The 24,937-nt window shown below is 70.0% G+C and carries 20 protein-coding genes (1 of these 20 cut by a window edge); 8 read left to right on the top strand and 12 right to left on the bottom strand.

Annotation, left to right across the window (positions count from 1 at the left end; all coding sequences use genetic code 11):
* Positions 1–36: 36 nt before the first annotated feature.
* Together HV826_RS06845 and HV826_RS06840 are read right to left on the bottom strand one after the other, a co-directional pair.
* The gene (locus tag HV826_RS06845; RefSeq protein ID WP_176416197.1) at positions 37–591 is read right to left on the bottom strand and encodes a hypothetical protein; all 555 of its coding nucleotides are present in this window, start codon (positions 589–591) and stop codon (positions 37–39) included.
* A gap of 113 nt (positions 592–704) precedes the next feature.
* On the bottom strand, positions 705–1,196 hold the full coding sequence (locus tag HV826_RS06840; RefSeq protein WP_176416196.1) for a DUF1772 domain-containing protein: 492 nt from the start codon (positions 1,194–1,196) through the stop codon (positions 705–707).
* 78 nt (positions 1,197–1,274) lie between these two features.
* Here HV826_RS06840 and HV826_RS06835 point away from each other — a divergent pair, with 78 nt between their 5' ends.
* Both HV826_RS06835 and HV826_RS06830 read left to right on the top strand, forming a co-directional pair.
* Positions 1,275–2,063, top strand: a complete 789-nt coding sequence (locus tag HV826_RS06835; RefSeq protein WP_176416195.1) for an AraC family transcriptional regulator — start codon at positions 1,275–1,277, stop codon at positions 2,061–2,063.
* Positions 2,064–2,209: 146 nt separating this feature from the next.
* Complete coding sequence (locus HV826_RS06830) at positions 2,210–4,000, top strand: hypothetical protein (protein WP_368670854.1); 1,791 nt, start codon at positions 2,210–2,212, stop codon at positions 3,998–4,000.
* A gap of 42 nt (positions 4,001–4,042) precedes the next feature.
* Here the strand turns inward: HV826_RS06830 and larE are convergent, their stop codons facing one another.
* The 7 genes from larE to HV826_RS06795 form a co-directional block, all read right to left on the bottom strand.
* Positions 4,043–4,939: an ATP-dependent sacrificial sulfur transferase LarE gene (gene larE, locus HV826_RS06825; protein ID WP_176416193.1), complete on the bottom strand. Its 897-nt coding sequence runs from the start codon at positions 4,937–4,939 to the stop codon at positions 4,043–4,045.
* Between the two features lie 100 nt (positions 4,940–5,039).
* Entirely contained in the window at positions 5,040–5,807 is a 768-nt protein-coding gene (gene cysC, locus HV826_RS06820) for an adenylyl-sulfate kinase (protein WP_176416192.1), read from the bottom strand.
* A gap of 192 nt (positions 5,808–5,999) precedes the next feature.
* Positions 6,000–6,413, bottom strand: coding sequence for a M67 family metallopeptidase (locus tag HV826_RS06815; protein ID WP_176416191.1), 414 nt, complete (start codon positions 6,411–6,413; stop codon positions 6,000–6,002).
* The gene (locus HV826_RS06810; protein ID WP_176416190.1) at positions 6,410–7,051 is read right to left on the bottom strand and encodes a ThiF family adenylyltransferase; all 642 of its coding nucleotides are present in this window, start codon (positions 7,049–7,051) and stop codon (positions 6,410–6,412) included. Before HV826_RS06810 ends, HV826_RS06815 begins: the two co-directional genes overlap by 4 nt.
* 5 nt (positions 7,052–7,056) lie before the next feature.
* The gene (locus tag HV826_RS06805) at positions 7,057–7,329 is read right to left on the bottom strand and encodes a ubiquitin-like small modifier protein 1 (protein WP_176416189.1); all 273 of its coding nucleotides are present in this window, start codon (positions 7,327–7,329) and stop codon (positions 7,057–7,059) included.
* Positions 7,330–7,336: 7 nt separating this feature from the next.
* Complete coding sequence (locus HV826_RS06800) at positions 7,337–7,576, bottom strand: sulfurtransferase TusA family protein (protein WP_176416188.1); 240 nt, start codon at positions 7,574–7,576, stop codon at positions 7,337–7,339.
* On the bottom strand, positions 7,564–8,331 hold the full coding sequence (locus tag HV826_RS06795) for a HesA/MoeB/ThiF family protein (RefSeq protein ID WP_176416187.1): 768 nt from the start codon (positions 8,329–8,331) through the stop codon (positions 7,564–7,566). The genes HV826_RS06800 and HV826_RS06795 overlap by 13 nt, the downstream gene beginning before the upstream one ends.
* 122 nt (positions 8,332–8,453) lie before the next feature.
* Between HV826_RS06795 and HV826_RS06790 the strand changes: the two genes are divergently transcribed.
* The 3 genes from HV826_RS06790 (at position 8,454) to HV826_RS06780 (ending at position 10,970) form a co-directional block, all read left to right on the top strand.
* Positions 8,454–8,840: a hypothetical protein gene (locus HV826_RS06790; protein WP_176416186.1), complete on the top strand. Its 387-nt coding sequence runs from the start codon at positions 8,454–8,456 to the stop codon at positions 8,838–8,840.
* Between the two features lie 109 nt (positions 8,841–8,949).
* Entirely contained in the window at positions 8,950–10,233 is a 1,284-nt protein-coding gene (locus tag HV826_RS06785) for a sensor histidine kinase (RefSeq protein ID WP_176416185.1), read from the top strand.
* The gene (locus tag HV826_RS06780; protein ID WP_176416184.1) at positions 10,230–10,970 is read left to right on the top strand and encodes a response regulator transcription factor; all 741 of its coding nucleotides are present in this window, start codon (positions 10,230–10,232) and stop codon (positions 10,968–10,970) included. Before HV826_RS06785 ends, HV826_RS06780 begins: the two co-directional genes overlap by 4 nt.
* 16 nt (positions 10,971–10,986) lie before the next feature.
* Here the strand turns inward: HV826_RS06780 and HV826_RS06775 are convergent, their stop codons facing one another.
* Positions 10,987–12,258, bottom strand: coding sequence for a cellulase family glycosylhydrolase (locus HV826_RS06775; RefSeq protein ID WP_176416183.1), 1,272 nt, complete (start codon positions 12,256–12,258; stop codon positions 10,987–10,989).
* 66 nt (positions 12,259–12,324) lie between these two features.
* On the opposite strand from HV826_RS06775, the gene HV826_RS06770 reads away from it, so the two are divergent.
* Both HV826_RS06770 and HV826_RS06765 read left to right on the top strand, forming a co-directional pair.
* The gene (locus HV826_RS06770; protein WP_176416182.1) at positions 12,325–13,206 is read left to right on the top strand and encodes an ABC transporter ATP-binding protein; all 882 of its coding nucleotides are present in this window, start codon (positions 12,325–12,327) and stop codon (positions 13,204–13,206) included.
* Positions 13,207–13,215: 9 nt separating this feature from the next.
* Positions 13,216–16,818 carry a M1 family aminopeptidase gene (locus HV826_RS06765; RefSeq protein ID WP_176416181.1) on the top strand — a complete coding sequence of 1,201 codons (3,603 nt, stop codon included), beginning with the start codon at positions 13,216–13,218 and terminating at the stop codon, positions 16,816–16,818.
* Between the two features lie 4 nt (positions 16,819–16,822).
* Here the strand turns inward: HV826_RS06765 and HV826_RS06760 are convergent, their stop codons facing one another.
* Positions 16,823–17,359 carry a DUF2378 family protein gene (locus HV826_RS06760; protein WP_176416180.1) on the bottom strand — a complete coding sequence of 179 codons (537 nt, stop codon included), beginning with the start codon at positions 17,357–17,359 and terminating at the stop codon, positions 16,823–16,825.
* Between the two features lie 81 nt (positions 17,360–17,440).
* Positions 17,441–18,319: a helix-turn-helix domain-containing protein gene (locus HV826_RS37995; RefSeq protein WP_368670853.1), complete on the bottom strand. Its 879-nt coding sequence runs from the start codon at positions 18,317–18,319 to the stop codon at positions 17,441–17,443.
* 263 nt (positions 18,320–18,582) lie between these two features.
* On the opposite strand from HV826_RS37995, the gene HV826_RS06750 reads away from it, so the two are divergent.
* On the top strand, positions 18,583–24,937 hold the 5' portion of the coding sequence (locus HV826_RS06750) for a type I polyketide synthase (RefSeq protein ID WP_176416179.1). Its footprint extends 104 nt past the window's final position; only the first 6,355 of its 6,459 coding nucleotides appear in the window; it begins with the start codon at positions 18,583–18,585; its stop codon lies beyond the right edge, outside the window.

The following is a 24,937-nucleotide window of genomic DNA, read 5'->3' as shown; positions in this document are numbered from 1 at the left end:
CACACATTCTCACAGGTCGGTCTGATCGCAAGAAATTCACTTCGATCCGACCGGGAAGATCCACTGAACCCCGGTGAAGGCTTCGGCGTCTCCGCGCAGGCCCGCGCCAAACCCGAGCGAAAGCCCGAGTCCCCCGAACACCGCGAGCCGCTCGGAGAAGGTGTGTCGCATGCCCAACGCTACGCGAGGCCCCAGCCACGGCCCAGAAAACGGCCTGATCAGCAGGCCCAGATCATAGAAGGTCTGCCAGGACCCATCGCCGTAGAAGTTCCGGAAGCCTCCGGCCACCGAGAGATCCGGGCCGCGCAGGCTGCCGCGGATCACCACGAAGACCTCGTCCCCGTCGTAGCCCACGGTGCGGCTGGCCCCGAGGTCCAGGTGCGCGTCCCCGCCCTTCTCGGCGTCGGACTCTGAGCGATCAATGGACTCTGTATAGGAGGCGCCGGGGCCGAGGATCAGCGAGTAGGCGCGGCGATCCGCGTACGGCGCGTCCACGTATTCCGCGGCGCTGGCGGCCACGGGCAGGAGCACGGCGCAGGTGCTGATCAGGCGGAGAGCCGTTTGGGGGGATGGGGAGTGTTCGCGGGCCATGGCGCGGCTCTCGGTTCTAACAGGGTCCGGGCTTGGGATGCGTCCGTCCAGGGTCCCCTGCCCTGTCGTGGCGCGTCCGGGCGTGGGACATCACCCGGAACCGAATGGTGTGCCTACGCGCCGCCCTTCCACCGGAGCCATGACAGCGCCTGGAGCGCGGAGAGCCAGGCCCCCGCGCTGAGCGCATGGCGCAAGTGGTTCATCCGGGCCCAGGTCATCGCGGTCTCCACGGCGGCGGCGTTGTCGGGCGATTGCAGCAGCCGCACCATCGTGGGGATGAAATACGAGAAGGTCAGGAGCCGGTCGGCCAGCGCCGCCAACGCGGCTCCGAGCCACCAGACGCGCAGCGGGCCGGTGGCCTGGGATGCGAAGTAGAGGCTCGCCAGGGTGAGCAGCGTCAGCGGCCCCGTGGTGACGAAGGCCCAGAAGCGAAGGCCCACGTTGTCCTGCCGCGCGGCGTCCGCGGACCAGTGTCCACCCAGGGTGTCGAGCCATCGGGGCAACGAGACGCGGTGCTCATAGAGGCCCGCGCCGAAGGCGATGCCCAGGACGATGACGAAGAGCCACAGGACGGTTGCCGCGATGGTGGGCTTCAGGTTGATCATGCCGCCAGGATGCGGTCCTGGGCATGCGAGCGTCTTTCGTGCCCTTGCGTCGTTTTTCGCCTTCCTGCGGAGTTCCCGATGAGCCCCCGCCCCGCCCTGCTCGAACAGATTGGCTCGGACGTCGTGCAGTTCCAGGATGCATCCGCGCAGTTCGATGCCACCGTCGGGAAGGTCCTGGCGCTCGGGCGCGCGGATCTTGGGTGCCTGGCGCAGCTTCATTTCGGGGGCCCAACGCCCCTGGACGCCGTCGCCCGAGAAGCCGACGTGGCGCGGTTGGAGTTGGCGGGCTACGTCCAGCGGGAAGCGGCCGGTGGTGGCCAGCGGCTGGTGCTCACCGCGCATGCTCGGGAGTGGATCGACACCCTCTGGGGGCCGCTGCAGGCGGACGGACACCAGCTCATGGCGGCGCTGCCGGAGGAGCACCTGCGGATCATCGCGGGGTTCCTGAAAGCGGCGCGGGCCATCCAGGACCGGCACGCGGCGCGGGTGGCCAGACTGCTCCAGGAGCCGGGGACATCACGGGCGGCACGCCAGCGAGGCGGGCTCTCCCCCGCCGCGCTCCGCCGTGTGCAGCTCTACGCGGACGCGCACCTTGCTGAGCCCATCCGCGTGGGTGAGCTCGCCCAGCGCTCCGGGCTGAGCGTCTTTCATTTCACCCGCGCCTTCCGCCAGTCCACCGGCATGACGCCGCACGCGTGGGTGCAGCAACGCCGCGTGGAGCGGGCGCGCGACTTGTTGAGCAACTCGTCGCTGCCATTGGGGGACATCGCGCTCGCGGTTGGCTTCAGCTCGCAGAGCCACTTCACCACGGTGTTCCGCCGGCTCACCGGACTGACTCCGGCCGTCATCCGCCGCGACCAGCGCTGAGGCAACCAGGTGCAAGGTGGGCCCCCGTTCGCACGCCCACATGGCACCGCCACACATACAGGATACACATTGACCTGATCGCTTGGAGGGATTGATCTCTCACTATGCATATGGGAACTCCATGGCTCGCAGGACTGATTCTCGTCGTGACGGCCTGCGCCACCCGTCCCGCGCTCGTCATTCCCTCTCCTTCCTCGCGCCCCGTCGTGCTGACGGATCCCGGTCCGCTCCTCACGCTGTTCCGCCTGGAGCCGGATGGGACCAGCGTTGAGTTCGGGCAGTTACCACCCGGGCCCGAAGGCTTCACCCCGCCTGACATGGGCAACTGGTACGCAGAACCATTGCGCCCCGTGCGTACCGAAGCGGAGGCTCGCGAGATCGCCGCCGTGTTGCGCGAGCATCGCGTGCCCGAATTGTCCTTTGGCGCTGTCGGCGTCCCAGCACCCGGGCTGCTCGCGGCCCTGCTCCAGGAGTCCAGTGTCGTCGCGCTACAGTTGTCTGGCACGGACTTCGGAAATGCGCACCTTGCCTCGCTGGAACACGCGACTCAGCTCGAGGCCCTGCACCTCGATGCCACCCGGGTCACCAACGCGGGGCTGGCTCCTCTCAAACGAATGCGACAGCTGGCTGTGCTGCGGCTGAACGAAACGCCTGTCTCGGACGAAGGCCTTGCATCGCTGTCGGAGCACACCACCCTGCGTCGAGTGGGCCTCGCTGGAACAGCCGTCACATCCCAGGGACTTGGATTCCTCGCGAGGCAACCGGGGCTGGAGGAACTGGACCTCTCCGATACCGCGGTGGACGACACCATCCTTGCGTTGCTTCCGGGCGCCCATTTGCACACGCTCAACCTCAGCGGCACGAAAGTCACGGACGCCGGGCTCCGCGGCCTCAACGACATGCCCTCCCTCAGGCGGCTGGGCCTTGCCCGCACCGCCGCCTCGGACACCAGCCTCGTGCACGTCGCGGAGCTGCGTGAACTGGAAGCCCTCCACCTGGGCAGCACGCAGGTGACGGACGCTGGGTTGCTCCACCTCGCGAACCTGCCCGCGCTTCGTGCGCTGGTTCTCAGCAAGGCGCGAATCCGAGGTGCGGGCCTTCGCCACCTCGCGGGCAGCTCTCGACTGGAGGCGCTCCACCTCGACGACACGCTCGTGGGCAACTCAGCGCTGTGCCATCTTCGAGGACTCAACGAATTGAGAGAGCTTGACCTCTCGCGCACGGCCGTAACGGGCACGGGACTTCAAGAGTTGAGCACCTTGGTGGCGCTCGAAGCGCTCTGGCTCACAGGGCTCGCGCTGACTGACGACTCCCTCATGGCACTCGCGCCCCTCAGCCAACTGACGAGGCTCGCGCTCAGCCACACGCCGATTGGGCTGGAGGCGCTGAACAACCTGGGGTCCCGCCCACGCTTGCGACATCTGGACTTGAGCAAGACAGGGTTCACTGACGAATGGGTGCCAGCCATACGGCAAGCCTTTCCCAGCCTCCATTCATTGAAAGCTGAACGCACGCTCCTGACAGACGTGGGGTTGGGCCAACTCGCCGGGCTGGCAGAGTTGGAGGCACTCCATGTCGCGGGAACGCTCGTCAATGGCTCCGGCCTCGCGAGCCTGCACACCCTGGCGCGGCTCACGACGCTCGACCTGGGCGCGACCTGGCTCGAAGTAAAGGGACAGCATGCGCTCCAGGGCTTCTCAAGGCTCGTCTGGCTGAGCCTTGCGGGCGGACACACCGGCGATGAAGCGCTCGGCCACCTCCCCCGCTCGCTCCGCACGCTCTACCTGACACGCACGAAGGTCACCGACGCCGGCCTGCCAGCGCTGCGCAAGCTGCCGCGTCTCAGGGAGCTCGACTTGAGAGGCACCGCGGTCTCCACGGAGGCCAGGGAGGCCCTGGCACGGGAGCGCGGCGTCCACCTCATCACCGGGCGGTGAGCCGCTCCCCAAGCCGCATGACCACCGCCGACGAGACGCGGCTCAACTGACCACGGGCAGCGGGAACCCGTCCGGCTTGCCCGTGGCCCCCGGCCTCACCACCCCCGCCGCGTCATTCATCCGGCCAGAGCGGAACGGCTCCAAATCCAGCGCCACGAACTTGAACCCCAGCGATAGGAACGCGGTGTTGATCCGCTGCCGCACGTCCGCCGCGAGGAAGCGCTCGTACTCCTCCGCCGCCACCTCCAGCCGCGCCACGTCCTGGTGGTACCGCACCCGGAACTGCCGGAAGCCCAGCTTGCGCAGCTCCGACTCCGCGGCGGCGATCTGCAGCAACCGGTCCCGCGTCACCGCCGTGCCATACGGAATCCGCGACGCCAGGCACGCCATCTGCGGCTTGTCCCACGTCGGCAGCCCGAGCGACTGGCTCCACGCGCGGATCTCCTCCTTCGTCAGCCCCGCCTGCGCCAGCGGTGACACCACCCGGTGCTCCTGCGCCGCCTTGTGGCCGGGCCGGTGGTCCTTGAAGTCGTCCGCGTTGAAGCCGTCCAGCACCACGGCCAGTCCCAGCGACTTCCGCTGCGCCTCGCAGATGTCATACAGCTCCGTCTTGCAGAAGTAGCAGCGGTTCGTCGGGTTGGCCGCGTACTCCGGATTCGCCAGCTCGTTGCTGCCCAGCACCACGTGCCGGGCGCCCAGCCGCTCCGCTAGCGCGCGCGCCTCGTCGGCCTCCTCCGGCGCCACGGACGCGGACAGCGCGGTGAGCGCGAGCGCCCGGTCGCCCAGCTCCTCCACCGCCACCTTCAGCACGAAGGTCGAATCCACGCCGCCAGAGAATGCCACCAGCGCGCTGCCATGGACCCGCAGCGCGGCGCGCATCGACTCCAGCTTGGGGCGCGAGGACTCACACAGGGACTGGATCCGCTCGGGGCTCAACATGAAGCTCTCCTAAAACCAAAGGGCCCCGGATTGCACGCGTCGTTGCGCGGCAACCTGGAGCCCTTCAGGAATGAAACCCAAGGCCCGGAAGCCCAGCCGCCTAGCGAGCCTTCCGCTTCGAGGCCTTCTTCGCCGCCGGCTTCGCCACCCGAGCCGCGCGCGTGGCCGGACGGGCCTTGGCGCCCTTGTCCGCCTTCGGCGCCTTCGCCGCGGGCTTGGACTCCTCGGCGCGGCGGGCCTTGGCGCCGCCCTTCTCCGCCTTCTCCGCCTTCTCACCCTTCGCCGGCAGCGGGTTGGCCTTCATCTTCTTGCCGGTGATGATCTTCAGCTCCTCGGTGGTCATGTAGCCGAGGTCCAGCAGCGACTGGAAGATCTTCGCCGCGCCGTCCTCCACCGACTCCACGTCGGAGTGGATGGTGACCTCCGGCGAGTTGGGCGGCTCGTACGGCTCGGTGATGCCGATGAAGTTGGGGATCTCCCCGTTGAGCGCCTTCTTGTAGCGGCCCGTGCTGTCGCGCTCGATGAGCTTCTCGGTCGGGCAGTCGACGTAGACCTCCATGTAGCGGCCAATGGTCCGGCGGTTCTCCTCGCGGCCCGGCTTGTAGGGGCTGACGCAGGGGACCAGCGCCGCCACGCCGTTGCGCGTCAGCAGGCTCGCCACGAAGCCCAGCCGCTTCACGACGGTCGTCCGGTCCTCCTTGCCATCCCCCAGCCCCGCCCAGAGCGCCTCGCCGAGTTCACCCTCGTCGAGGATCTCGACGTTGCGGCCCACCTGCCGCAAGCGCGCGGCGATGTAGGCGGCGGTGGTGCTCTTCCCGGTACCGGACATGCCGGTCAGCCAGAGGGTGAAACCAGTGTTGGAGGCCATATGGGTCGTCTACTCCCTGCGTCCGGAGCACTTCTTGCAAGCTCGTAGGGACGCCGCAGATCCAGAAGATGGACGCGGTTATAGACGAAAACCCGGCCACTTGACAATTCGCGCCCACCTTTCCGCAGGTGGGGGTGACGGGCATTCAAGTGCCTGCTCAGACAAGGCTTTTTCGATTCTGCAATGAACTTTTCAGGGCGTCCGTGACACGAAGTTTCCCGCACGCCACTCATACTCCGACACGTAGTGAACACAGCCGCGGTGTATGGATCCGATGAGATAGGAAACATCGGGGAGCAACGGACACCCGTCCGGAGCCGCCCGCAGCAGGTCCTCCTGGGAGAAGGTCGCCGGTGCATCCACATGCGAGTGGAACACGCACACCACTCGCTCTGACCGTGCATCCGCTTCGATGCAGACGGCCAGCCACTCCTCGGGCGCGAAGGCGTACGCCATCCGCGGGTTCCCGGCGGCGTTACGCAAGGGACGGATGCGCAGGGCCCCTGTCCCTTCCGCGCGGAGGATCACCCCACAGCCCTCGAGGGGATACGCGGCCTCCAGGTGCCGGCCGAGCTCGGTGAGGATGTGCCCGGGCCAGCGACTCACGGCGCGCCAGGCGCCTCACGGCCCACGCAGCGTGAGCACCTGCGCAGCGCCAACTCCTCCACGGTGCCGGGCGCCACCAGCCACCGGCCCCCCAACGCGGGCCCCAGGCCCAGCCGCAGCCGCTGGAACACGAGCGCCCCCAGCGCCCCCACGGCCACGCCCAGCGCGCCATCCGGGGGCGAGCCCAGGTGCCGCACCGTCTCACCGAAGCACCAGAGGCACCCCTCCGCGCTTCGGAAGACGACGGCGGCCCGCATGCCATCACCGCCCAGGGCCACCCAGGGCGCCTCGCCACTCCACGCCGCGGGCAGCTCCGCCACCAGTCCGCCCCCCTGCCCCACCGAGGCCGCGTCCGGGTTCAGCGCGGGCACCTCGCGGGCCAGCGCCTCCGTCACGGGCAGGCCCACGTCGGAAGGCCCCATCAGGAAGCCCGGCGCCCAGGGCCCCAGCGTCAGCGAGCCCGCGCCCGTCACCGGCGTGCCACCTCCCGCCAGGTACGCCGCCGCCGTCAGCCCCGACGCGCCAATGCCATCCAACCGCGCCGAGCCCGCGAGCAGCGACGCCTGGCCACGCCCGCCCACCTCGCGCAGGAGGATCTGCCGGGAGTAGCGCAGGATCTGCTCTTCACGCAGCGCCACGGCCTTCAGCCTCCCGCCATGGCGGGGATGAGGATGATGCGGTCAGCGTCCTTCACCGGCGTGTCCAGCCCGCTCAGCGCGCGGATGTCCTCGTCGTTGAGGAACACATTCACGTAGCGCCGCACCGCGCCGCGCTCGTCAAACACCCGGCCGCCAATGCCCGGGTGGCGCGCGTCCAGGTTGTTCAGCACCTCGCGCACGGTGGCGCCGGGGGCGACGACTTCCGCCTGGTTGCCGGTGAAACCCCGCATGGGGGTGGGAATACGAAGGGTCGCCATGGCTCACTCACCTGCCCTGTTTGCGGAGCACCAGCCGGTGCGTCCCGTCCGGGAGCGCGTCCAGGGACACGACCTCGTGGCCCTCGTCGCGCGCGTTGCGAGGCACGTTCTTCAGCGGCTCGGTGCCCCGAAGCAGCACCTCCAGCAACGTGCCCGACTCCAGTGATTCCAACTTCAGCTTCGTCCGCACGTAGGTCATCGGACAGACCTCGCGGGTGATGTCCAGCGTCGCCGTCATGTCGCGCACGCCTCCGGAGACTCCGGGTACGCCGGGATGGCCGTGACGCGGCAGCCCTCGCAGTCCGGTGCCCGCGTCACGCGCGTCCTCCGCCCCAGCAGCGACACCGCATCCAGCACATGCAGCGTGGCCTCGCCCTGCCCACCCCGCGCGGCGCCCGACAGCAGCTCCAGCGCCAGCAGGGCCTGCACCGCGCCCACCAGCCCCGCCAGCGAGCCGAGCACCCCCGCCTGGGCACACGTGGGCACGGCGTCCGGCGGAGGCGGCGCTTCATAGAGGCAGCGCAGGCACGGCCCACCCGGGTCCACGCGCATCGCCTGTCCCTGCATGCGCAGCACCCCGCCATAGACGAGCGGCACGCCCGTCAGCACCGCCACGTCCGACAGGAAGAACTTGGTGGCCACGCCATCCGTGGCGTCGATGACGGCGTCGTGCGCACGGAAGAGCCCCTCCGCGTTGGTAGCGTCCACGCGCTCGGTCATGGCCTCCGTGCTCAGGCCAGGGAAGGCCCGCGCCAGGCCTGCCGTCGCGGACTCCGCCTTGTTCCGGCCCACGTCCTCGCCCCGGTGCCAGAGCTGGCGCGGCAGATTCGTCACGTCCACGCGGTCCGGATCCGCCAGCGTCAGGTGCCCGACACCGGCCTGGGCCAGCGCCAGTGACGCCGGACACCCGAGCCCGCCAGCCCCCACCAGCAGGACGCGCGCGCGCTCCAGCCGGGACGCATGGGGAACTCGGGGATGGTGGTCTGTACCGTGGCCATGCATCGGATGACTGCTCCACGCGGTCGGAAACGAATATGGTGTGACCGCCTGCGTACCACCCTGCAGAAGGACGCAGGTGCCTCTCCACCGTCCCGCGTCCGCGCGGCCCCCACCTGCCAGGACATATGAAAAACCTGACCGGCGTGCTCGTCTTTTCCGCTGTCCTCCTCCTGGCGCCTGGCTGCACCCGCAAGACGGGCGAGGCCCCGGGGCCCTCCGACGCCTCCGCCGCGACGGACGAAGCCGCGCGCACCGGCGCCAGCAAGGGGGCCCTGGGAGCGGAGGACGCAGGCACGGGCGGAACGGCGCGCGCGGCCCGGGAGGCCTGCGTGGACGCGTGGCTCCAGAAGCAGGGGCTGGACGCCTACGGCAACCCGCAGGGCACCATGTACGCGGGAGGCACGCCGCTCTTCGACGAGCGGACGGGCGAGCGGACGGACCGGCTGGAGTTCATCTTCAAGAGCAAGCCCGAGGCGCGCCAGGCGTGCGCGGGTGACGCCTCCGCGGAGTAACGCGGTGCTTCCGCCGGGCGCGGGGCCTGCTCCCTCGCCCTCCAGAAGGCGGGGCGGGCCACCTCTGGGATTCCCGCCCCCCCGGTTGCTCCCGTAGAGTGCCGGACGAATGGATTCCCAACTCGCATTGAGCGAGGAGACGCCTGCCAACGACCTGCGCGCCCGGGTGCGGAAGGTCCTGGAGCGCCGCAAGCTGACGGACAGCGTGTCGGCCGAGCAGGCGACCGCCTCGTGGGAGCAGGACCGCTTCGTGGCCCGGGCCCGCGCGCTCTTCTACGCGCGGATGATGTTCCTCACGCTGGGCCTGCTCATCCTCGCGGTGCCGGCCTGGAGCGGCTACTTCGGCCTCACCGGGCCCTTCGCCTTCGTGGGCTACTTCGCGATGCTGCTCTACAGCGTCGCCAACCTCCTGGTCATCGACCACCCGAAGGCCGGCCGCTGGGTGACGTACATCACCCTCTGCCTGGACGTGGCCATCAGCGTGGTGCTCATCGTCAAGCCGCACGTCGGCGGCGGACTCCAGAGCCCGCTGCTGGCCACGCAGCTGCTCTTCACCACGCTCTTCGCCATCCTCTACCCCAAGCCGCTGGCGATCCTCCCGCCGCTGCTGGCGCTGCCCATCACCACCCGGCTGGACCTGCTCCTCAACCGCTCCGTGACGGCGGTGGAGCTGCTGACGCTGCTCTGGTACCTGGCGCTCAACTTCATCATCGTCTACGTGCTCGTGTACCTGAACGAGCGCGAGGCCGCCGCGCACCGAGAGGTCGTGTCGCTCCAGGGAGACCTCAAGGAGCTGGCCGTGGTGGAGGAGCGCAACCGGCTGGCGCGGGAGATCCACGACGGCCTGGGCGCATCCCTGTCGTCGATGATCATCCAATCCGAGTACATCCTGAACCTGGCGCGCGAGGAGGGCCTGCGCGAGGAGATCCGCGAGCTGAAGCTCACCGCGGAGGAGTCCATCGAGGAGCTGCGGCGCAGCCTGCGGATGATGCGCGAGGACTTCGAGCTGGCGCAGGGCCTGGAGGACTACGCGAAGACGTTCCGCGAGCGCACCGGCCTGGACATCCGCTTCGAGCGCACCGGCCTGCAGCGCAAGCTGAACCCGGACGCGCAGTTGGCGCTGTTCCGCATCCTCCAGGAGTCGCTGTCCAACGCGGTGAAGCACGCGGAGGCCAAGGGCGTCCAGGTGCGGCTCGACTTCAGCGAGGACCGCGTCAACCTCGTCGTGCGCGACGACGGCAAGGGCTTTGACCCATCCCGGACGCCGCGCGGCCACTACGGCCTGTTGAACATGCGTGAGCGCGCCATGAAGCTCGGTGGCCAGCTCATCGTGGACTCGTCACCCGGCGCTGGCGCCCAGGTGGCATTCTCCCTCCCCTGTCGTCCGTCATGACCGGAGCTCCCGTGGACGCCCCGCAGCCTCCCGATTCGCCGCCCATCCGCGTCTTCGTGGTCGAGGATCAGACGAAGATCCTCAAGAACCAGCTCCGCCTCTTCGAAAGCCACCCGGAGATGGACATCATCGGCACCGCGCTCTCCGGTGAAGCCGCGCTGGAGGAGGTGCCCAGGCTGATGCCGGACGTGCTGCTGCTGGACCTGGGCCTGCCCCGCATGAGCGGCATCGACGTGACGCGCGAGGTGAAGGCGCGCTTCCCGCAGATTGAAATCCTCATCTTCACCATCTTCGACGAGGAGGACAAAGTGCTGGAGGCCGTGAAGGCGGGCGCCTCCGGCTACCTGCTCAAGGGCGCCCCGGTGGACAAGATCATCGAGGCCATCAAGGAGGTCCGCGCGGGCGGCACCGTCATCCAGCCCAACCTGGCCCGCCGGCTGCTCCGTCACTTCCGCGTGGAGCCCGACGCCAGCCCCGTCCCCTCGCCGCCCTCCACGCCGGCGCCGTCCGCCTACGACGCGGCCCAGGAGCCGCTGCTCAAGCCGCTGTCGGACCGCGAGCGCGAAATCCTCCAGCTCATCGCCAAGGGCGTGTCCAACAGCGAGGCGGCGCGCCTGCTCGACCTCAGCAAGGCCACCATCCGCACGCACCTGGAGCACATCTACCGGAAGCTGGAGGTCACCAACCGCGTGGAGGCCGTCACCGAGGGCATCCGCAAGGGCCTCATCTCCGTCTGAGCCGGCACACCCACGCTCAGCGCCTCGTGGAGACCGCCGCGCCCGGACGCTCCGCGGCGGCGGCCTCCATGACCAGGTCCGCGTACCGGTTGACCGGGTCGCCCGGCAGCGTGCCGTCCCGATAGTAGAAGGTGTAGCCGTCCCAGGCGTCCGGCCGGGCGTCGTTGGCGAACATCCACAGCGCCCCCGCGCCCACGCCTTCCTTCCGCATGCACTCCAGCCAGCCGCGATAGAGCGCGCGCCGCTGCGACACGTCGAACGCGCCTTCGTTGCGCAGCCCCAGCTCGCCCACGAACAAGGGCTTGCCCAGGCTCCGGGCGATGGCGGCGTGCTCACGAATCCACCGGGCGCCAGCCTCGGCCGTGTCGATGCCACCCAGGCCCCAGGACTCCGGATAGAAGTGCACCGACGCGAAGTCGATGTACGGGGACGCCGTGTTGCGCGTGAAGCTGGCCCCCGGCGTGCGGAGCACCGGCGAGCCGGACCGGGACCAGAAGCCGGCGTCGTACCCCTCGGGAGACGGCTCGAAGCCCTCCTCCCCCGTGCCCACCAGGTGACCGGGCGCGTGCGTTTTCACCTCCCGCGCCACGTCATCAATCCACGCGCGCAGCCGCGCCCCTTCCTTGTCCAGTCCCCGCCCTCGCGGCTCGTTGAGCAGCTCCCAGGCCAGGACGGCCGGGTGGTCGCCATAGCGGATGCCGTCCACCGTGTTCACCCGGTTGAGCAGCCGCGCCACGTGCGCCTTGAAGTGCGCCACCACCGCCGGGTCGGTGAAGAAGCGCGCGTCCCCCTCCACGGGCCGGGGGAGCCCCGCCCACTCCACGTACCGGCGCGCCCCTCCATACGCATCCCAGTAGTTCCCCAGCGTCAGCACCAGGCGGACGCCATGGAAGCGGGCGCGGGCGAGCACCCAGTCCAGGCCGACCAGGGCCACCTCGTCGTACTCCAGCGGCGCCACCTGGATGGCGGTGTCCCCCACCTTCGACAGCGCGTCGTTGTGTCCGTTGGTGCGCAGCGCCCGCACGCCCAGCGCGGCGGCCTTGGCCAGCACCTCTTCCAGCACCGGGGACTCGGTCGCCCCCCGCCGCGCGTCCCGGGTGGCCTCTTCCTGCAGGAAGTAGGCATTGAGGACCATGGCGCCGGACGGCAGCCGGTCCAGGTGCTGCGCCGGGCCGCCCGAGCAGCTCGCGGCCACCGCCTCCAGCATGACCGGGTCCCCCTCTCCGCAGGCCCCCAGCAGGAAGGCGACGGCCGCGGTGGCGGTGGAGGTCCGGGGAGGGAGGGGCATGCCTGCATGGTAACGACGCCACGCGCTCCACGCATCGGTCCCGAGGACTGGGTTAGGTTCGCCACCATGGAGCTCAGACTGGAAGGCGTGTCGAAGACGTACCCCAACGGCACCCGTGCGCTGCAGGGTGTCAACCTCACCATTCCGCGCGGAATGTTCGGGCTGCTCGGGCCCAACGGCGCCGGCAAGTCCACGCTGATGCGCAGCATCGCCACGCTGCAGGACGTGGATGCGGGCACCATGAGCTTCGACGGCATCGACCTGCGCCGGGACAAGGACCGGCTGCGGGAGGTGCTGGGCTACCTGCCGCAGGACTTCGGCGTGTATCCCAAGGTGACGGCCTGGGACATGCTGGACCACCTGGCGCAGCTCAAGGGCCTGGCCCAGCGCGGACCGCGCCATGACACGGTGAAGGCGCTCCTGCAGAAGACGAACCTCTGGGAGCACCGCGACCGGCGGCTCGGTGGCTTCTCCGGCGGCATGAAGCAGCGCTTCGGCATCGCCCAGGCGCTGCTCGGCAACCCCAGGCTGCTCATCGTGGACGAGCCCACCGCCGGGCTCGACCCCGCCGAGCGCTTCCGCTTCCACAACCTGCTGGCGGAGATCAGCACCGACGTGGTGGTGCTGCTGTCCACGCACATCGTCTCCGACGTGGCGGACCTCTGTCAGAACATGGCCATCCTCGCCCAGGGGAACGTCGTGGCCAGCGGCCACCCGCTGAAGCTGGTGGAGGCCCTGCGCCAGCGCGTGTGGAAGCGCTTCGTCACCCACCAGGAGGAGCTGGACGCGCTCATGAAGGACCTGGAGGTCATCGCCGTGCGGCGCGTGGCCGGACAGCGCCTGGTCCACGTCTACGCGGAGGCTCCGCCGGAGGGCTTCGAGCCGGCCGCCCCCGACCTGGAGGACGTCTACTTCCACGCGCTATCCCGGGCGTCCAAGCAGTCCTGAGGGCCCGCCATGTTCACCGCCCTCCTGACCTTCGAATTGCGGCGCCGGATGAAGATGATCTCCACCTGGGTCTACGCCCTGGTGCTGGCCGCCGCCGCCGCGCTGATGACGCTGGCGATTGGCGCCGTGTTCAAGGGCTTCTCCGTGGCGTCGGGCCCGGAGCTGGTCCGCGTCAACAGCCCCCACACGATCTTCAACTTCACCACCAGCCTGGCCTACTTCGGCCTCTTCATGGTGGCCGCCGTCTTCGGCCAGGCCGCCTACCAGGACTTCGGCCACAACACCTGGATGCTCATCTTCACGAAGAACGTGAAGAAGGGCCCGTACCTGCTCGGCCGGTTCCTGGGCGCGTACCTCTTCAGCGCGGCGCTGATGCTGGCCATCATCCCCGGGTTGCTGGTGGGCGCCGCGGGCGTGTGGCTGGTGGACTCCGAGCGGCTCACCTCGTTCCAGCTCACCTCGTACCTCTGGCCCTACGTCATCGGCGTGTGGCCCACGCTCTTCTTCGCTGGCGCCGTCTTCTTCTCGCTGGCCGCGCTGACGCGGCGCATGGCCCCCGTGTACGTGGGCGTCGTGGTGCTGGTGATGGGGTACCTGGTGCTCAGCGCCGCCATGTCCGACGTGCAGCACCAGGACCTGGCGTCCCTGCTGGACCCGTTCGGCTTCCTCACCTTCGAGAACGCGACCCGCTACTGGACCGCGGCCGAGCGCAACCGGGACCGCATCCCCTTCACCGGGCTGCTGCTCGCCAACCGGCTGCTGTGGAGCGCGGTGGGCGCCGCGATATTGGGGCTGGCCGTCCTGCGCTTCCGCACCACCGTGGAGGAGCAGCGGGGACGCGGCGCGCTCAAGGAGGCGGACGCCTCCGCCCCGGTCACCCTCCCCGCCACCGGGGCGGCGCCCACGACGGGCAGCTGGCTGCGCACGGCCGTCGCCACGTCCTGGCTGGCCTACCGCGACATCCTCCGCTCCCCGGTGTTCTGGTCCTTCGTCGTGGCGGGGCTCGCCATGGGCACCATGGGCATCGCCCTCTCGAAGCAGATGTTCGGCACCGCCACCTGGCCGGTGACGTGGCAGGTGCTGGAGACGGCCACGCGCACCTTCCAGCCCTTCCTGCTCATCACCATCACCTTCTATGCGGGTGAGCTGGTGTGGAAGGAGCGCGACGCGGGGCTGGCCGACATCGTGGACGCCACGCGCGTGCCGTCCTGGGTCACCTATGGCGCGAAGCTGGGGGCGCTGCTGCTGGTGGCCTTCTCCCTCAAGGTCGTGGCGCTGCTGTCCGCGCTGCTCTCCCAGGTGCTCCGCGGCTACTTCGACGTCGAGTGGAACCTCTACGCCACGCAGCTCTTCCTGCTGGACTTCCCGCATGACGCGCTGTTGTGCGTGCTGGCCTTCTTCGCGCAGGTCCTCATCCACCAGAAGTACCTGGCGTACCTGGTGATGGTGCTCTACTTCGTCCTCCAGGCCGCGCTGGGCCTGATGGGCGTGGAAGACGCCCTGGTCCGCTACGGCTCCGAGCCCACGCTCCGCTACTCCGACCTGAACCGCTTCGGCGGCAGCATCCCCGCGCTCGTGTGGCACCGCGTCTACTGGTACGGGCTGGCGGCGCTGCTCGTGGCGGCGGGTTACCTGCTCACCGTCCGGGGCCGGGAGGCGCGCTGGAAGCAGCGCTGGGCGGCGGCCAAGGCGCGGCGCACGGGCGCGTGGACCGTGGCCGCGGCGCTGTCGCTCTGCGTCTTCGTCGGGGCGGGCGCGTTCATCTACTACAACACCCACGTCCTCAACCCGTACGTCACTCGGAAGGACCGGGAGCGGCAGCAGGCCCGCTACGAAAAGGACTACGCGTCCTTCGCCGCCCTGCCCCACCCGCGCATCACCGCCGCGCAGGTCACCTTCCACATCCACCCGGAAGCGCTGCGCCTGGAGGCGCTGGGCAGCTACCGCATCCGCAACAAGACGGACGTACCCATCTCCAAGGTGATGCTCACCCTGCCGGACGACGCCCGGGTGCGCGGCCTGTCCCTGGCCGGCGTGACGAAGCCCGCGGTGCATGACGCCGAGCTCGGCATCTTCGTCTACGAGCTCCCCACGCCGCTGGCGCCCGGCGCCGACTCCGCCATCGTGTTCGACCTGGAGTTCGGCACGAAGGGCTTCAAGCACGGCGGGGCGCGCACGGACATCGTGGGCAACGGCACCTTCTTCAACAACATGAACCTGCCGGTGCTGGGCTACCAGAAGGACGCGGAGCTGGAGGACGACCGGGACCGCAAGGACTACGACTTGCCGCCTCGCGAGCGCCTGCCGGACCGCGACGATCCGAAGGCGAAGCAGGACAACTACATCCGTCAGGACTCGGACTTCATCGCCTTCGAGGCCACGGTGAGCACGGCGAAGGACCAGCTTGCCATTGCCCCGGGTTACCTGGAGAAGGAGTGGACCGAGGGCGACCGCCGCTTCTTCCGCTATCGGATGGACAAGCCCATCCTCAACTTCTTCTCCGTCCTGTCCGCGCGCTACGAGGTGATGCGCGACACGTGGCGCGACGTGAAGCTGGAGATCTACCACCACCCCACGCACACCTTCGCGCTGGACCGGATGATGCGCGGCATGAAGGACACGCTGGCGTACTGCAGCGAGAACTTCGGACCGTATCAGCACCGGCAGGCCCGCATCCTGGAGTTCCCCCGCTACGCGAGCTTCGCCCAGGCCTTCCCCAATACGATTCCGTATTCGGAGGCGCTGGGCTTCATCGCCCGCGTGGAGGACGGACGCGCCGACGACGTGGACTACCCGTACTACGTCACCGCGCATGAGATCGCCCACCAGTGGTGGGCGCACCAGGTGGTGGGCGCGCGCGCGCAGGGCGCCACGATGACGTCGGAGACGATGTCGCAGTACGCCGCGCTGATGGTGATGAAGCACCGCTTCGGGCCGAAGAAGATGAAGCGCTTCCTCAAGTTCGAGCTGGACCGCTACCTCGCTGGCCGCGCGTTCGAGTCGAAGAAGGAGGTGCCGCTGGCCCGGGTGGAACAGCAGGCGTACATCCACTACCAGAAGGGCAGCCTCGTCATGTACGCGCTGCAGGACTTCATCGGAGAGGAGCGGGTGAACCGCGCCCTGCGCCGCTATGTGGAGAAGGTCCGCTTCCAGGGCCCGCCGTACACCGGCTCCACGGAGCTGCTGGGCTTCCTCCGGGAAGAGACGCCGCCGGAGTACCAGTACCTCATCGAGGACCTGTTCGAGACCATCACCCTCTACGACAACCGCGCCGTCTCCGCGCGGGCGCGGCAGAACGACCAGGGCACCTGGGATGTCACCCTCAAGGTGCTGGCGAAGAAGTTCCGCGCCGACGAGCAGGGGGAACAGACGGAGGTGGACTTCAACGACTGGATGGACGTGGGCGCGCTCGACGAGCGCGGCGAGGCCATCTTCCTGGAGAAGCGCCGGGTGACGAAGGGCGAATCGGAGCTCACCTTCACCGTCCCCGTGAAGCCCGTCCAGGTGGGCATTGATCCGCTCAACGTGCTCATCGACCGTACGTCCACCGACAACGTGACGGAGCCCACCGTGGTGTCCGCGGTGGCGCTGGGGGGCCCGTCCTCACCCTGACGGGTCAGCTCCAGCGGATGCGCAGGTCGAAGCCGTCGGGCGGCTCGTAGCGCTCCACGTTCACCTGGGGCTCGGTGGCGCCGGCCTGCCGCAGCGCACCTTCACAGGTGCCCGCGGCGGCCTCCGCCGGGAAGGGGTAGCTCCGGAAGCGGACGCGCCAGTCCGCCGGGCCCAGTGACTCCACCTGGATGTCCACCGGGGAGAAGACGGAGCTGAAGCTCAGCGACACGCGCTTCATGGCGCGCTCGGGCCCGGCCACCTTGAGGGCCATGCCCACCACCTTGCCCACCAGGGTGTCGAAGTAGCTGCGCACCAGCTCCCGCCCCAGCGTCCGGTAGGCCGCCTTGCGGTCCAGGCCCGCGTAGCGGTGACGCACCGTCGCCTCCTGACACCCCGCGAACACGGCCGCGGGATAGGTGGCCCGGGGCTTGTCCATGTCGAAGCCCGCGGCCAGGAACTCCGCCTGGAGCTTCGCGTCGGGCCGGGCCAGGCGGACCAGGGATTCAAACAACGTTGATTGAACAGTGACTTCGGATGGCATCGGTGGCGCGGCACCCTAGGGGAGTCAAGGGGCTCGGGGAAGCGGAGGCACTGGCGGTGTTTGACTCGCCAACGTCCGGGCTCAGTCGCCGCGGAGGCCGCCGTGGTCCGGAAGCTGGAGCCGGACGTACTCCCGAGGCGTCAGCCTGGTGAACTGACGGAAGTCGCGGTTGAAGTGCGCCTGGTCGTAGTAGCCGTGCGCCAGCGCCAGCTCGGCCCAGGTGCCCGTCACGCCGCCCGCCTTCAGCCGCTGGATGACCTGGTCGAAGCGAAGCAGCCGGGCCAGCAGCTTGGGCGGCATCCCCAACTCCTCGTTGAAGCGGGTGATGAGGTGCTTCTGGCTGTAGCCCAGCTCGCCGGCCAGCCCGCCAATCTCCACCCCACCCCCGCTCGCGACCAGCCGCTCCCAGGCCCAAGGGACACATGCCGCGATGGCGCGCGCTTCGTGGATGCGCTTCAGCAGGAACTGGTCGAGCAACGCGAAGCGGGCCGCCCAGCCTGGCGACTCCTGGAGCTGCTCCGCCAGCAGCGAGGCCTGGGCGCCCAGGACGTCGCGCAGCCCCACCACCCGCCGCGCCAGGACGCGCAGGGGCATCCCGAAGAACAGCCGCGCCCCCATGGGCGTGAAATTGACCTGGAGGCCGCGCATCGCGCCCGGCGTCTCAGTGAGTGAGAACGAGTCATCCAACCCGGCGACGAAGCCATCCGTGTGGCGCGCGGCGACACAGGCGTCTCGCGGGTCGAGAATCCGGAGCCACGGCCCGAAGTCGATGATGAGCACCACCTGCGGAGACGGCAGCTCGCGGCGGCGCATGGGGACCGGCGTCCGCTCGTCGTAGCCCCAATAGGACCCCGCCACCATCCCACGGAGCCGGGCGTCCGGCGCGCCCTCCACCATCTCCCAGCGGCCGAATTCCGATTCATGCCGGAAGACGCGAACCGAAGAAGGGGCAAGGGACACGACGAAGCCTCACAGGTGTCAGACAGGGCTGAGAGGATGTCCCTGGGCGCCAATGCCAGAGGGGGAGCCCCACACGACATCCGTATCAAGAATGGGGTGAAGGAACCCGGCGTCGACCGTTTTCTCACGGATCTGAAACGTCGTGTCTCAGAGGGCACGCGGCTGTGACACAAACTGTAACCCATTCATACACAATCACTCTCAAGAGTTGAGAATATAACCTTGACTTTACGGATAATCCGTTACTGGTGTAGGTTTTGGATATGAGCGCAGCGTCCAATATTGAACAAGACCCCATCGCAATCATTGGCATCGGCTGCCGCTTTCCAGGGGGCGCCAGGTCACCACGCCACCTCTGGGAGCTGCTCACGCAGGGCCGCTGCGCCATCGTGGAAGTCCCGAAGGAGCGCTGGGACCACCGCCGGTACTACGACCCGGACCCGGACAAGCCCGGCAAGACGTACGTGCGGGCGGGCGGCTTCCTGCAGGAGGCCATCGACACGTTCGACGCGGCCTTCTTCTCCATTTCGCCCCGTGAGGCGGCGACGCTCGATCCACAGCAGCGGCTGCTCGCGGAGGTGGCGTGGGAGAGCCTGGAGGACGCGGGCCTTCCGGCGGACAAGCTCGCGGGCAGCCCCACGGGGGTCTACGTCGGCGGGTTCATGCTCGACAGCATGCTCACGCACATGGGACCGATGAACCGCGAGCTCATCGGACCGCACACGGCGGTGGGCTCCACGATGACGGTGCTCTCCAACCGCCTGTCGTACATGTTCGACTTCCAGGGGCCGAGCATCTCCCTGGACACGGCGTGCTCCTCGTCCATGGTCGCCGTCCACCTGGCGTGCCAGGACCTGCGGAGCGGCACCACGTCGCTGGCGCTGGCGGGTGGCGTCAACGTCATGTTCCGGCCCGAAATCTTCGTGGCCATGAGCAAGGGCAAGTTCCTGTCGGCGGACGGGCACTCCAAGAGCTTCGATACGCGCGCGGACGGCTACGGCCGCGGCGAGGGCGCCGGCATCGTGGTGCTCAAGCGGCTCTCCGACGCGGTCCGGGACCAGGACCGCGTCTACGCCGTCATTCGAGGGACGGGCGTCAACCAGGACGGCCACAGCGAGTCCATGACGGCGCCGAGCTCCCGCGCGCAGGAAGCGCTGATTCGCCGCGTCTGCGCCAGCGCCGCGCTGGACCCCACTGAGCTCCATGCCTTCGAAGCCCATGGCACGGGCACCGCCGTGGGAGACCCGGCGGAGCTGGGGGGCCTGGGCGCCGTCTCCAAGCGCGAGGACGGCCAGGGCCCCTGGGTCGGCTCGCTCAAGGCCAACATCGGGCACCTGGAGGCCGCGGCCGGCGTCGCCGGGCTCATCAAGGCGAGCCTGTGCCTGCAGCACCGGCAGCTGCCCCCGCAGGCCAACCTGCGCGACCTCAACCCCGCCATCCCCTTCGACACGCTGGGCATCCGCATCCCGCGCGCGCTCGAAACGCTCGCGCCCCGGAAGGACGAGCCGCTGCGGATGGGCGTCAACTCCTTCGGCTATGGCGGCACCAACGCCCACTGCGTCATCGAGCAGGCCCCGCCCGCCGAGTCGCGGGCCCGCGCCGACGGCCCCCCGGCGCCGCTGCTGCTGCCCCTCTCCGCCCGCGGCCCCGAGGCCCTGCGCGCCCTGGCCCAGTCCTACGCGGAGCTGCTCGCCGCTCCGTCGTCTGCCTCGCTGTCGGACATTTGCTTCTCCGCGGCCACGCGCCGCGGCCACCATGAGCACCGGCTGGCGCTGCTGGCCACGGAGGACGTGGCCGACCTGACGGCGCGGCTGACGTCCTTCGCGTCGGGCAACCCCGCCGAGCTGGGCGCTTCCGGCCGGACGCTCCAGGCCGCGGATGCCCGGCCCGTCTTCGTTTTCACCGGCATGGGGCCCCAGTGGTGGGCCATGGGCCGGGAGCTCTACGCGCAGGACGCGCTGTTCCGCGCCACCCTGGACCGCTGCGACGCCCTCTTCCAGCGGCTGGCGGGTTGGTCGCTGCTGGAGCAGATGCTCGCGGACGAGCAGTCCTCCAACATGGCGCGGACGGACATCGCGCAGCCCGCGAACACGTTCCTCCAGCTTGGCTTGCTGGAGATGTGGCGGCGCGCGGGGGTCACCCCCGCGGCGGTGATTGGCCACAGCGCGGGTGAGGTCGCGTCAGCCTATGCCGCCGGCCGCTTCACGCTGGAGCAGGCCATGCTCGTCATCTACGAGCGCAGCCGCATCCAGGCCAAGGCCGCGGGTCAGGGCAAGATGGCCGCCGTGGGGCTCTCCGAGGAAGGCGCGCGCGCCGCCATCCGGGGGCGTGAGGACCTGGTGTCCATCGCCGCCATCAACGGCCCCAACGCGGTGACCCTGTCGGGTGACGCGAAGGCCATCGAGGAGATCGCCGCGGAGCTGGAGGCGCGCGGCGTGTTCCAGCGCATCCTGAAGGTCGAGGTGCCGTACCACAGCCCCGCCATGGAGGGCCTGAAGCCGGAGCTGCGCCGCTGCCTGGCTTCACTCCAGCCTTCCGCCGGGCACCTGCCCACCTACTCCACCGTCACGGGCGGGCGCGTCGAGGGCATCGCCTACGATGCGGAGTACTGGTGCGACAACATCCGCGAGCCCACGCTCTTCGCGAAGGCCGCGGGGCAGATGCTGAAGGACGGCTACCGGCTCTTCATCGAGCTGGGGCCCCACCCCGTGCTGCTGGCGTCCATCAAGGAGTGCTGCGCGGAGGCCCGCGTCGAGGGCCGCGTCCTCACCTCCCTCCGGCGGCAGGAGCCCGAGCACAAGACGTTCACCAAGGCCCTGGCGGAGCTCTACGTCGCGGGCATCCCCATCGACTGGAGCGGCCTCTACCCGCGAGGCTCGCGCTACACCTCGCTCCCCACCTACCCCTGGCAGCGTGAGAAGCACTGGCACGAGTCAGAGGAGGCCCTCACGGACCGCCGGGGCTCGGACGAGCATTCGCTGCTCGGTCCCCGCGTCTCCGCGCCGCTGCCCTCCTGGGAGCGCGGGCTGAACGCGCGCTTCCTGCCGTGCCTCCAGGACCACCGCGTCCGGGGCTCGCTCGTCGTCCCTGGCGCCACCTACGTCGAGCTGGCGCTCGCCGTTCGTCACGCCATGGGCCTCTCCGCGCCGCATGCACTGGAAGAGGTGCGGTTCGAGAACGCGCTCGTCGTCACGGGCCATGACGAGCCCGTCGTCCGGACCACGTACGACGAGGCGGCTCAGACGGTGACCATCTACAGCCGGCCGCGCGACAACCGCACGGCGTGGACCCGCCACGCCACGGCGCGCATCCGCCGGAATGTCGACACGCCGCCGGAGACGCAGGCCCGCGTGAGCGAGCTCGGCATCCACGCCGAGGCGCCGCTCGACACCGAGGCGCTGTACCGGATGCTGGCGACGCGCGGGCTCGAGTACGGCCCCAGCCTGCGCGGCATCCGCACGCTGCGCCGCAACGAGCAGGAGCTGCTGGCCGAGATTGTCCTCCCCGACGCGGAGGTGGCCCGCGTCACCGCCGATTCGCGGATGCTGCTCGACCCCGTGTGGTTGGACCCGTGCCTCCAGGCCATGGTGTCCTGGCTCCCCGAGGACGACGCGCGGCTCTACCTGCCCATGGGCTGCCGGAGCATCCAGCTCTCCGCCCCGCCCGCGCCCCACGCGCCGCTGTGGTGCCATGCCCGGATTCGCGCGCGCACCGCCCACACGCTGGAGTGCGACATCACGCTGCTGGACGGCGAGGGCCGCGTGGCCGCGAGGCTGACGGGCGTCGAGTGCGCCGCGCTCGCGGACCGCGAGGAGTCCGTGCCCAGGCCGGCGTTCTACGACTGGATGTACACGCACGCCTTCGAGGCCACCGCCGAGGAGCTGCCCGCGAAGAGCCAGGGCACCTGGCTCGTCTTCGCCGACCAGGGCGGAATCGGTGCCGAGCTGACGCGTGAGCTCGAGCGGACCGGCATCCAGGACCTGGTCCTGGTGACGCGCGGCGAGACGTTCGTCCGCGAGTCGAACCACCGCTTCCAGATTCGTCCCGGAAACGCGGAGGACGTCCGTGCCGTCGTGGAGGCCGTGGGCCGTGTCCGCATCCAGCACGTTGCCTACCTCGCCGGCCTGGACGCGCAGCCGGGGGTTGAGTCGAACGACGTCCAGGCGCTGCTCGACGTGGTGCTGGCCCTGGCGCCGGGCGATGGCGCGTCGCTGCGAATCGTCACCCGCGACGCACAGCGCGCGGCCCCGGGCGACGCGCCAAGCGCGCTGTCCGCCACGCCGCTGATTGGCTTCGCGCGCGTCGTCCCCGCGGAGTTCCCGCACCTGCGGACCCGCTCCATCGACCTGCCGAAGGGCGCCTCGGCGTCGCAGTCGGAGCTGATCGAACGGCTCGCGAGCGAGCTGCTCGCGGAGACGCAGGAGGAGGAGGTCGCGCTGCGCGACTCCCGCCGCTTCGTCCGCCGCCTCAGCGCGAAGCCCCTGCCGGAGTGGGAGGCCCAGACGAAGGGGACGCCCGCGCCGGCTGGGGTGGAGCAGGTGTTCGAGATCGCCCTCGACGGCGCCGAGCGCCGGCCTCGACGTGCCACGCGCAAGCAGCCCGCGCGCGGAGAGGTCGAAATCAAGGTCACCCACGTGACGCTGACCCGCGCCGCGGCCGTGCAGGGCCGGCGCGCGTCCGACACGCACTGGCCGCTGGAGGTGGGCGGTGTCGTCGTGGCGGTGGGCGAGGCCACGCAGGGCTTCACGGCCGGCCAGGTGGTGCAGGCGCTGGTCGCGCAAGAAGCGCCCGTTGTCGGGACGCACGTGGTGCTGCGCCTGGACCGGGACTTCGTCAGCGCCGGCGCGTCTCAGGGCCGGCTGCTGCCCTTCCTCGGCGCGGAGTACGCGCTCCATGTGCATGGTCACCTCCAGCCCTCCGAGCGGCTCCTCGTCATCGGGGACGCTGGTGGCGTGGGGACCGCCGTGGTCGAACTCGGCCGCGCGGCGGGAGCCCGGACGGCCATCATCCTGGACGCCGGCACGCACCAGGTGCCGGACGGTGTCCGCGTCTTCGACCGGCGCTCCCCTTCCCTCCCGGAAGACCTCCTGAAGTGGACGGACGGCGCGGGCGTGGACCTGCTGGTGAACGCGTCCTGCGACGCGGAGCCCACCCTCACCAGTGTGCTCGGGGCCTTCGGGCGCTTCGTCGACGCGGGCCCGCTCGCTCCAGCGGAGGGCCTGTTCGCCACCGCCTGGCCTCGTGGCGCGGCCTGCGCACGCGTGGACGTCGCGGCCATGCTGCGCCAGCGCCCCCAGGACGCCGCCGCGCGGCTCCAGTCCGTCCTCGGCCGGTACCCGACGCTGCCGGCGCTGCCGTCCGAGGCCTGGCCCGTCGCCCGCGCGGGAGAGGCACCGGCCTGGCTGGCGGAGCATTCGCGAGACCAGGGCCTGGCCCGGCTCACGCTGACGTTCACCGACGGTGAGCCGCTCGCGCTCGCTCCGGCGGCGGACGAGCCGCTCTTCGAGGCGAACGCCACGTACCTCGTCACCGGAGGCTTCGGCGGGTTCGGCCTCGCGCTCGCCCGCTGGATGGTCGCGGAGGGTGCGCGCCACCTGGTGCTCACCGGCCGCAAGGGCGCCTCCACGCCGGAAGCCAGGGCGCTGGTCCAGGAGCTTGAGGCGGCTGGCGCGCGCGTCACCGCGGCCGCCGCGGACGTCAGCAGCATGGACGACATGCGGGCGCTGCTTGCGCGCATCGACGCCACGCACCCGCCGCTCAAGGGCGTGCTGCACACGGCGGCCGTGCTGGACGACGCGCCGATGCCCGACCTGAACCTCGAGCGCATCCAGCGCGTCATGGCGCCCAAGGCGGGCGGCGCGTGGATTCTTCACGAGCTGACGCAGGACCGGCCGCTGGACCTCTTCGTCCTGTTCTCGTCCGTCGCCGCGCTGATTGGCAACCCGCGGCAGGGCAACTACGTCGCGGCGAACAGCTTCCTCGACGCGCTCGCGGAGCACCGGACCGCGCGGGGGCTTGCGGCCATCAGCATCCAATGGGGCGTGCTGGGTGAGTTCGGCATGGCCCAGGACGAAGCGGTGCGGACGTACCTCGAATCGCTCGGCCTCAACCCGATGGCGCCCGCCGCCGTGTTGACCGCGCTCAAGCGGGTGCTGCGCCTGCGCACGCCGCAGCTGGGCCTCTTCGACGTGCAGTGGTCCAAGCTGGGCCGCGCCGCCCCGCACCTGGGCAAGTCCGCCAGGACGTCACACCTGCTGGGCAGTACCCAGGGCGGTGCCCAGAGCGAGGCGGAGCAGCTCCGTGGCCACCTGTCGGGCCTGGCCCCGGATGAACGGCAGCCGGAGCTGCAGAAGTTCCTCATCGAGCGGCTCGCCGCCATCCTCCAGATTCCCATGGAGCGGGTGGAACCACAGAAGCCGTTGTCGCTGCTGGGCGTGGACTCGCTCCTGTCGATGCAGGTCCAGCGGACCATCCGCGAGGCGCTCGGCATCGAGGTTCCCGCGCTGGAGCTGCTGCGCGCGGGGAGCCTGGTGGAGGTCGCCGCCAACCTGTCGTCGAAGTTCGACGGGCCCGGTGCCGCCGCCGCGGCGCCCCCGCCGGAACCGGTGACGGAGGAAG

Origin of the sequence: Myxococcus sp. AM010 (assembly GCF_013372585.1) — a bacterium.
GTDB classification, from domain to species: Bacteria; Myxococcota; Myxococcia; order Myxococcales; family Myxococcaceae; genus Myxococcus; species Myxococcus vastator.
Note: the sequence above shows the minus strand (reverse complement) of the source record. Positions and strands in the feature narration are given on the sequence as shown.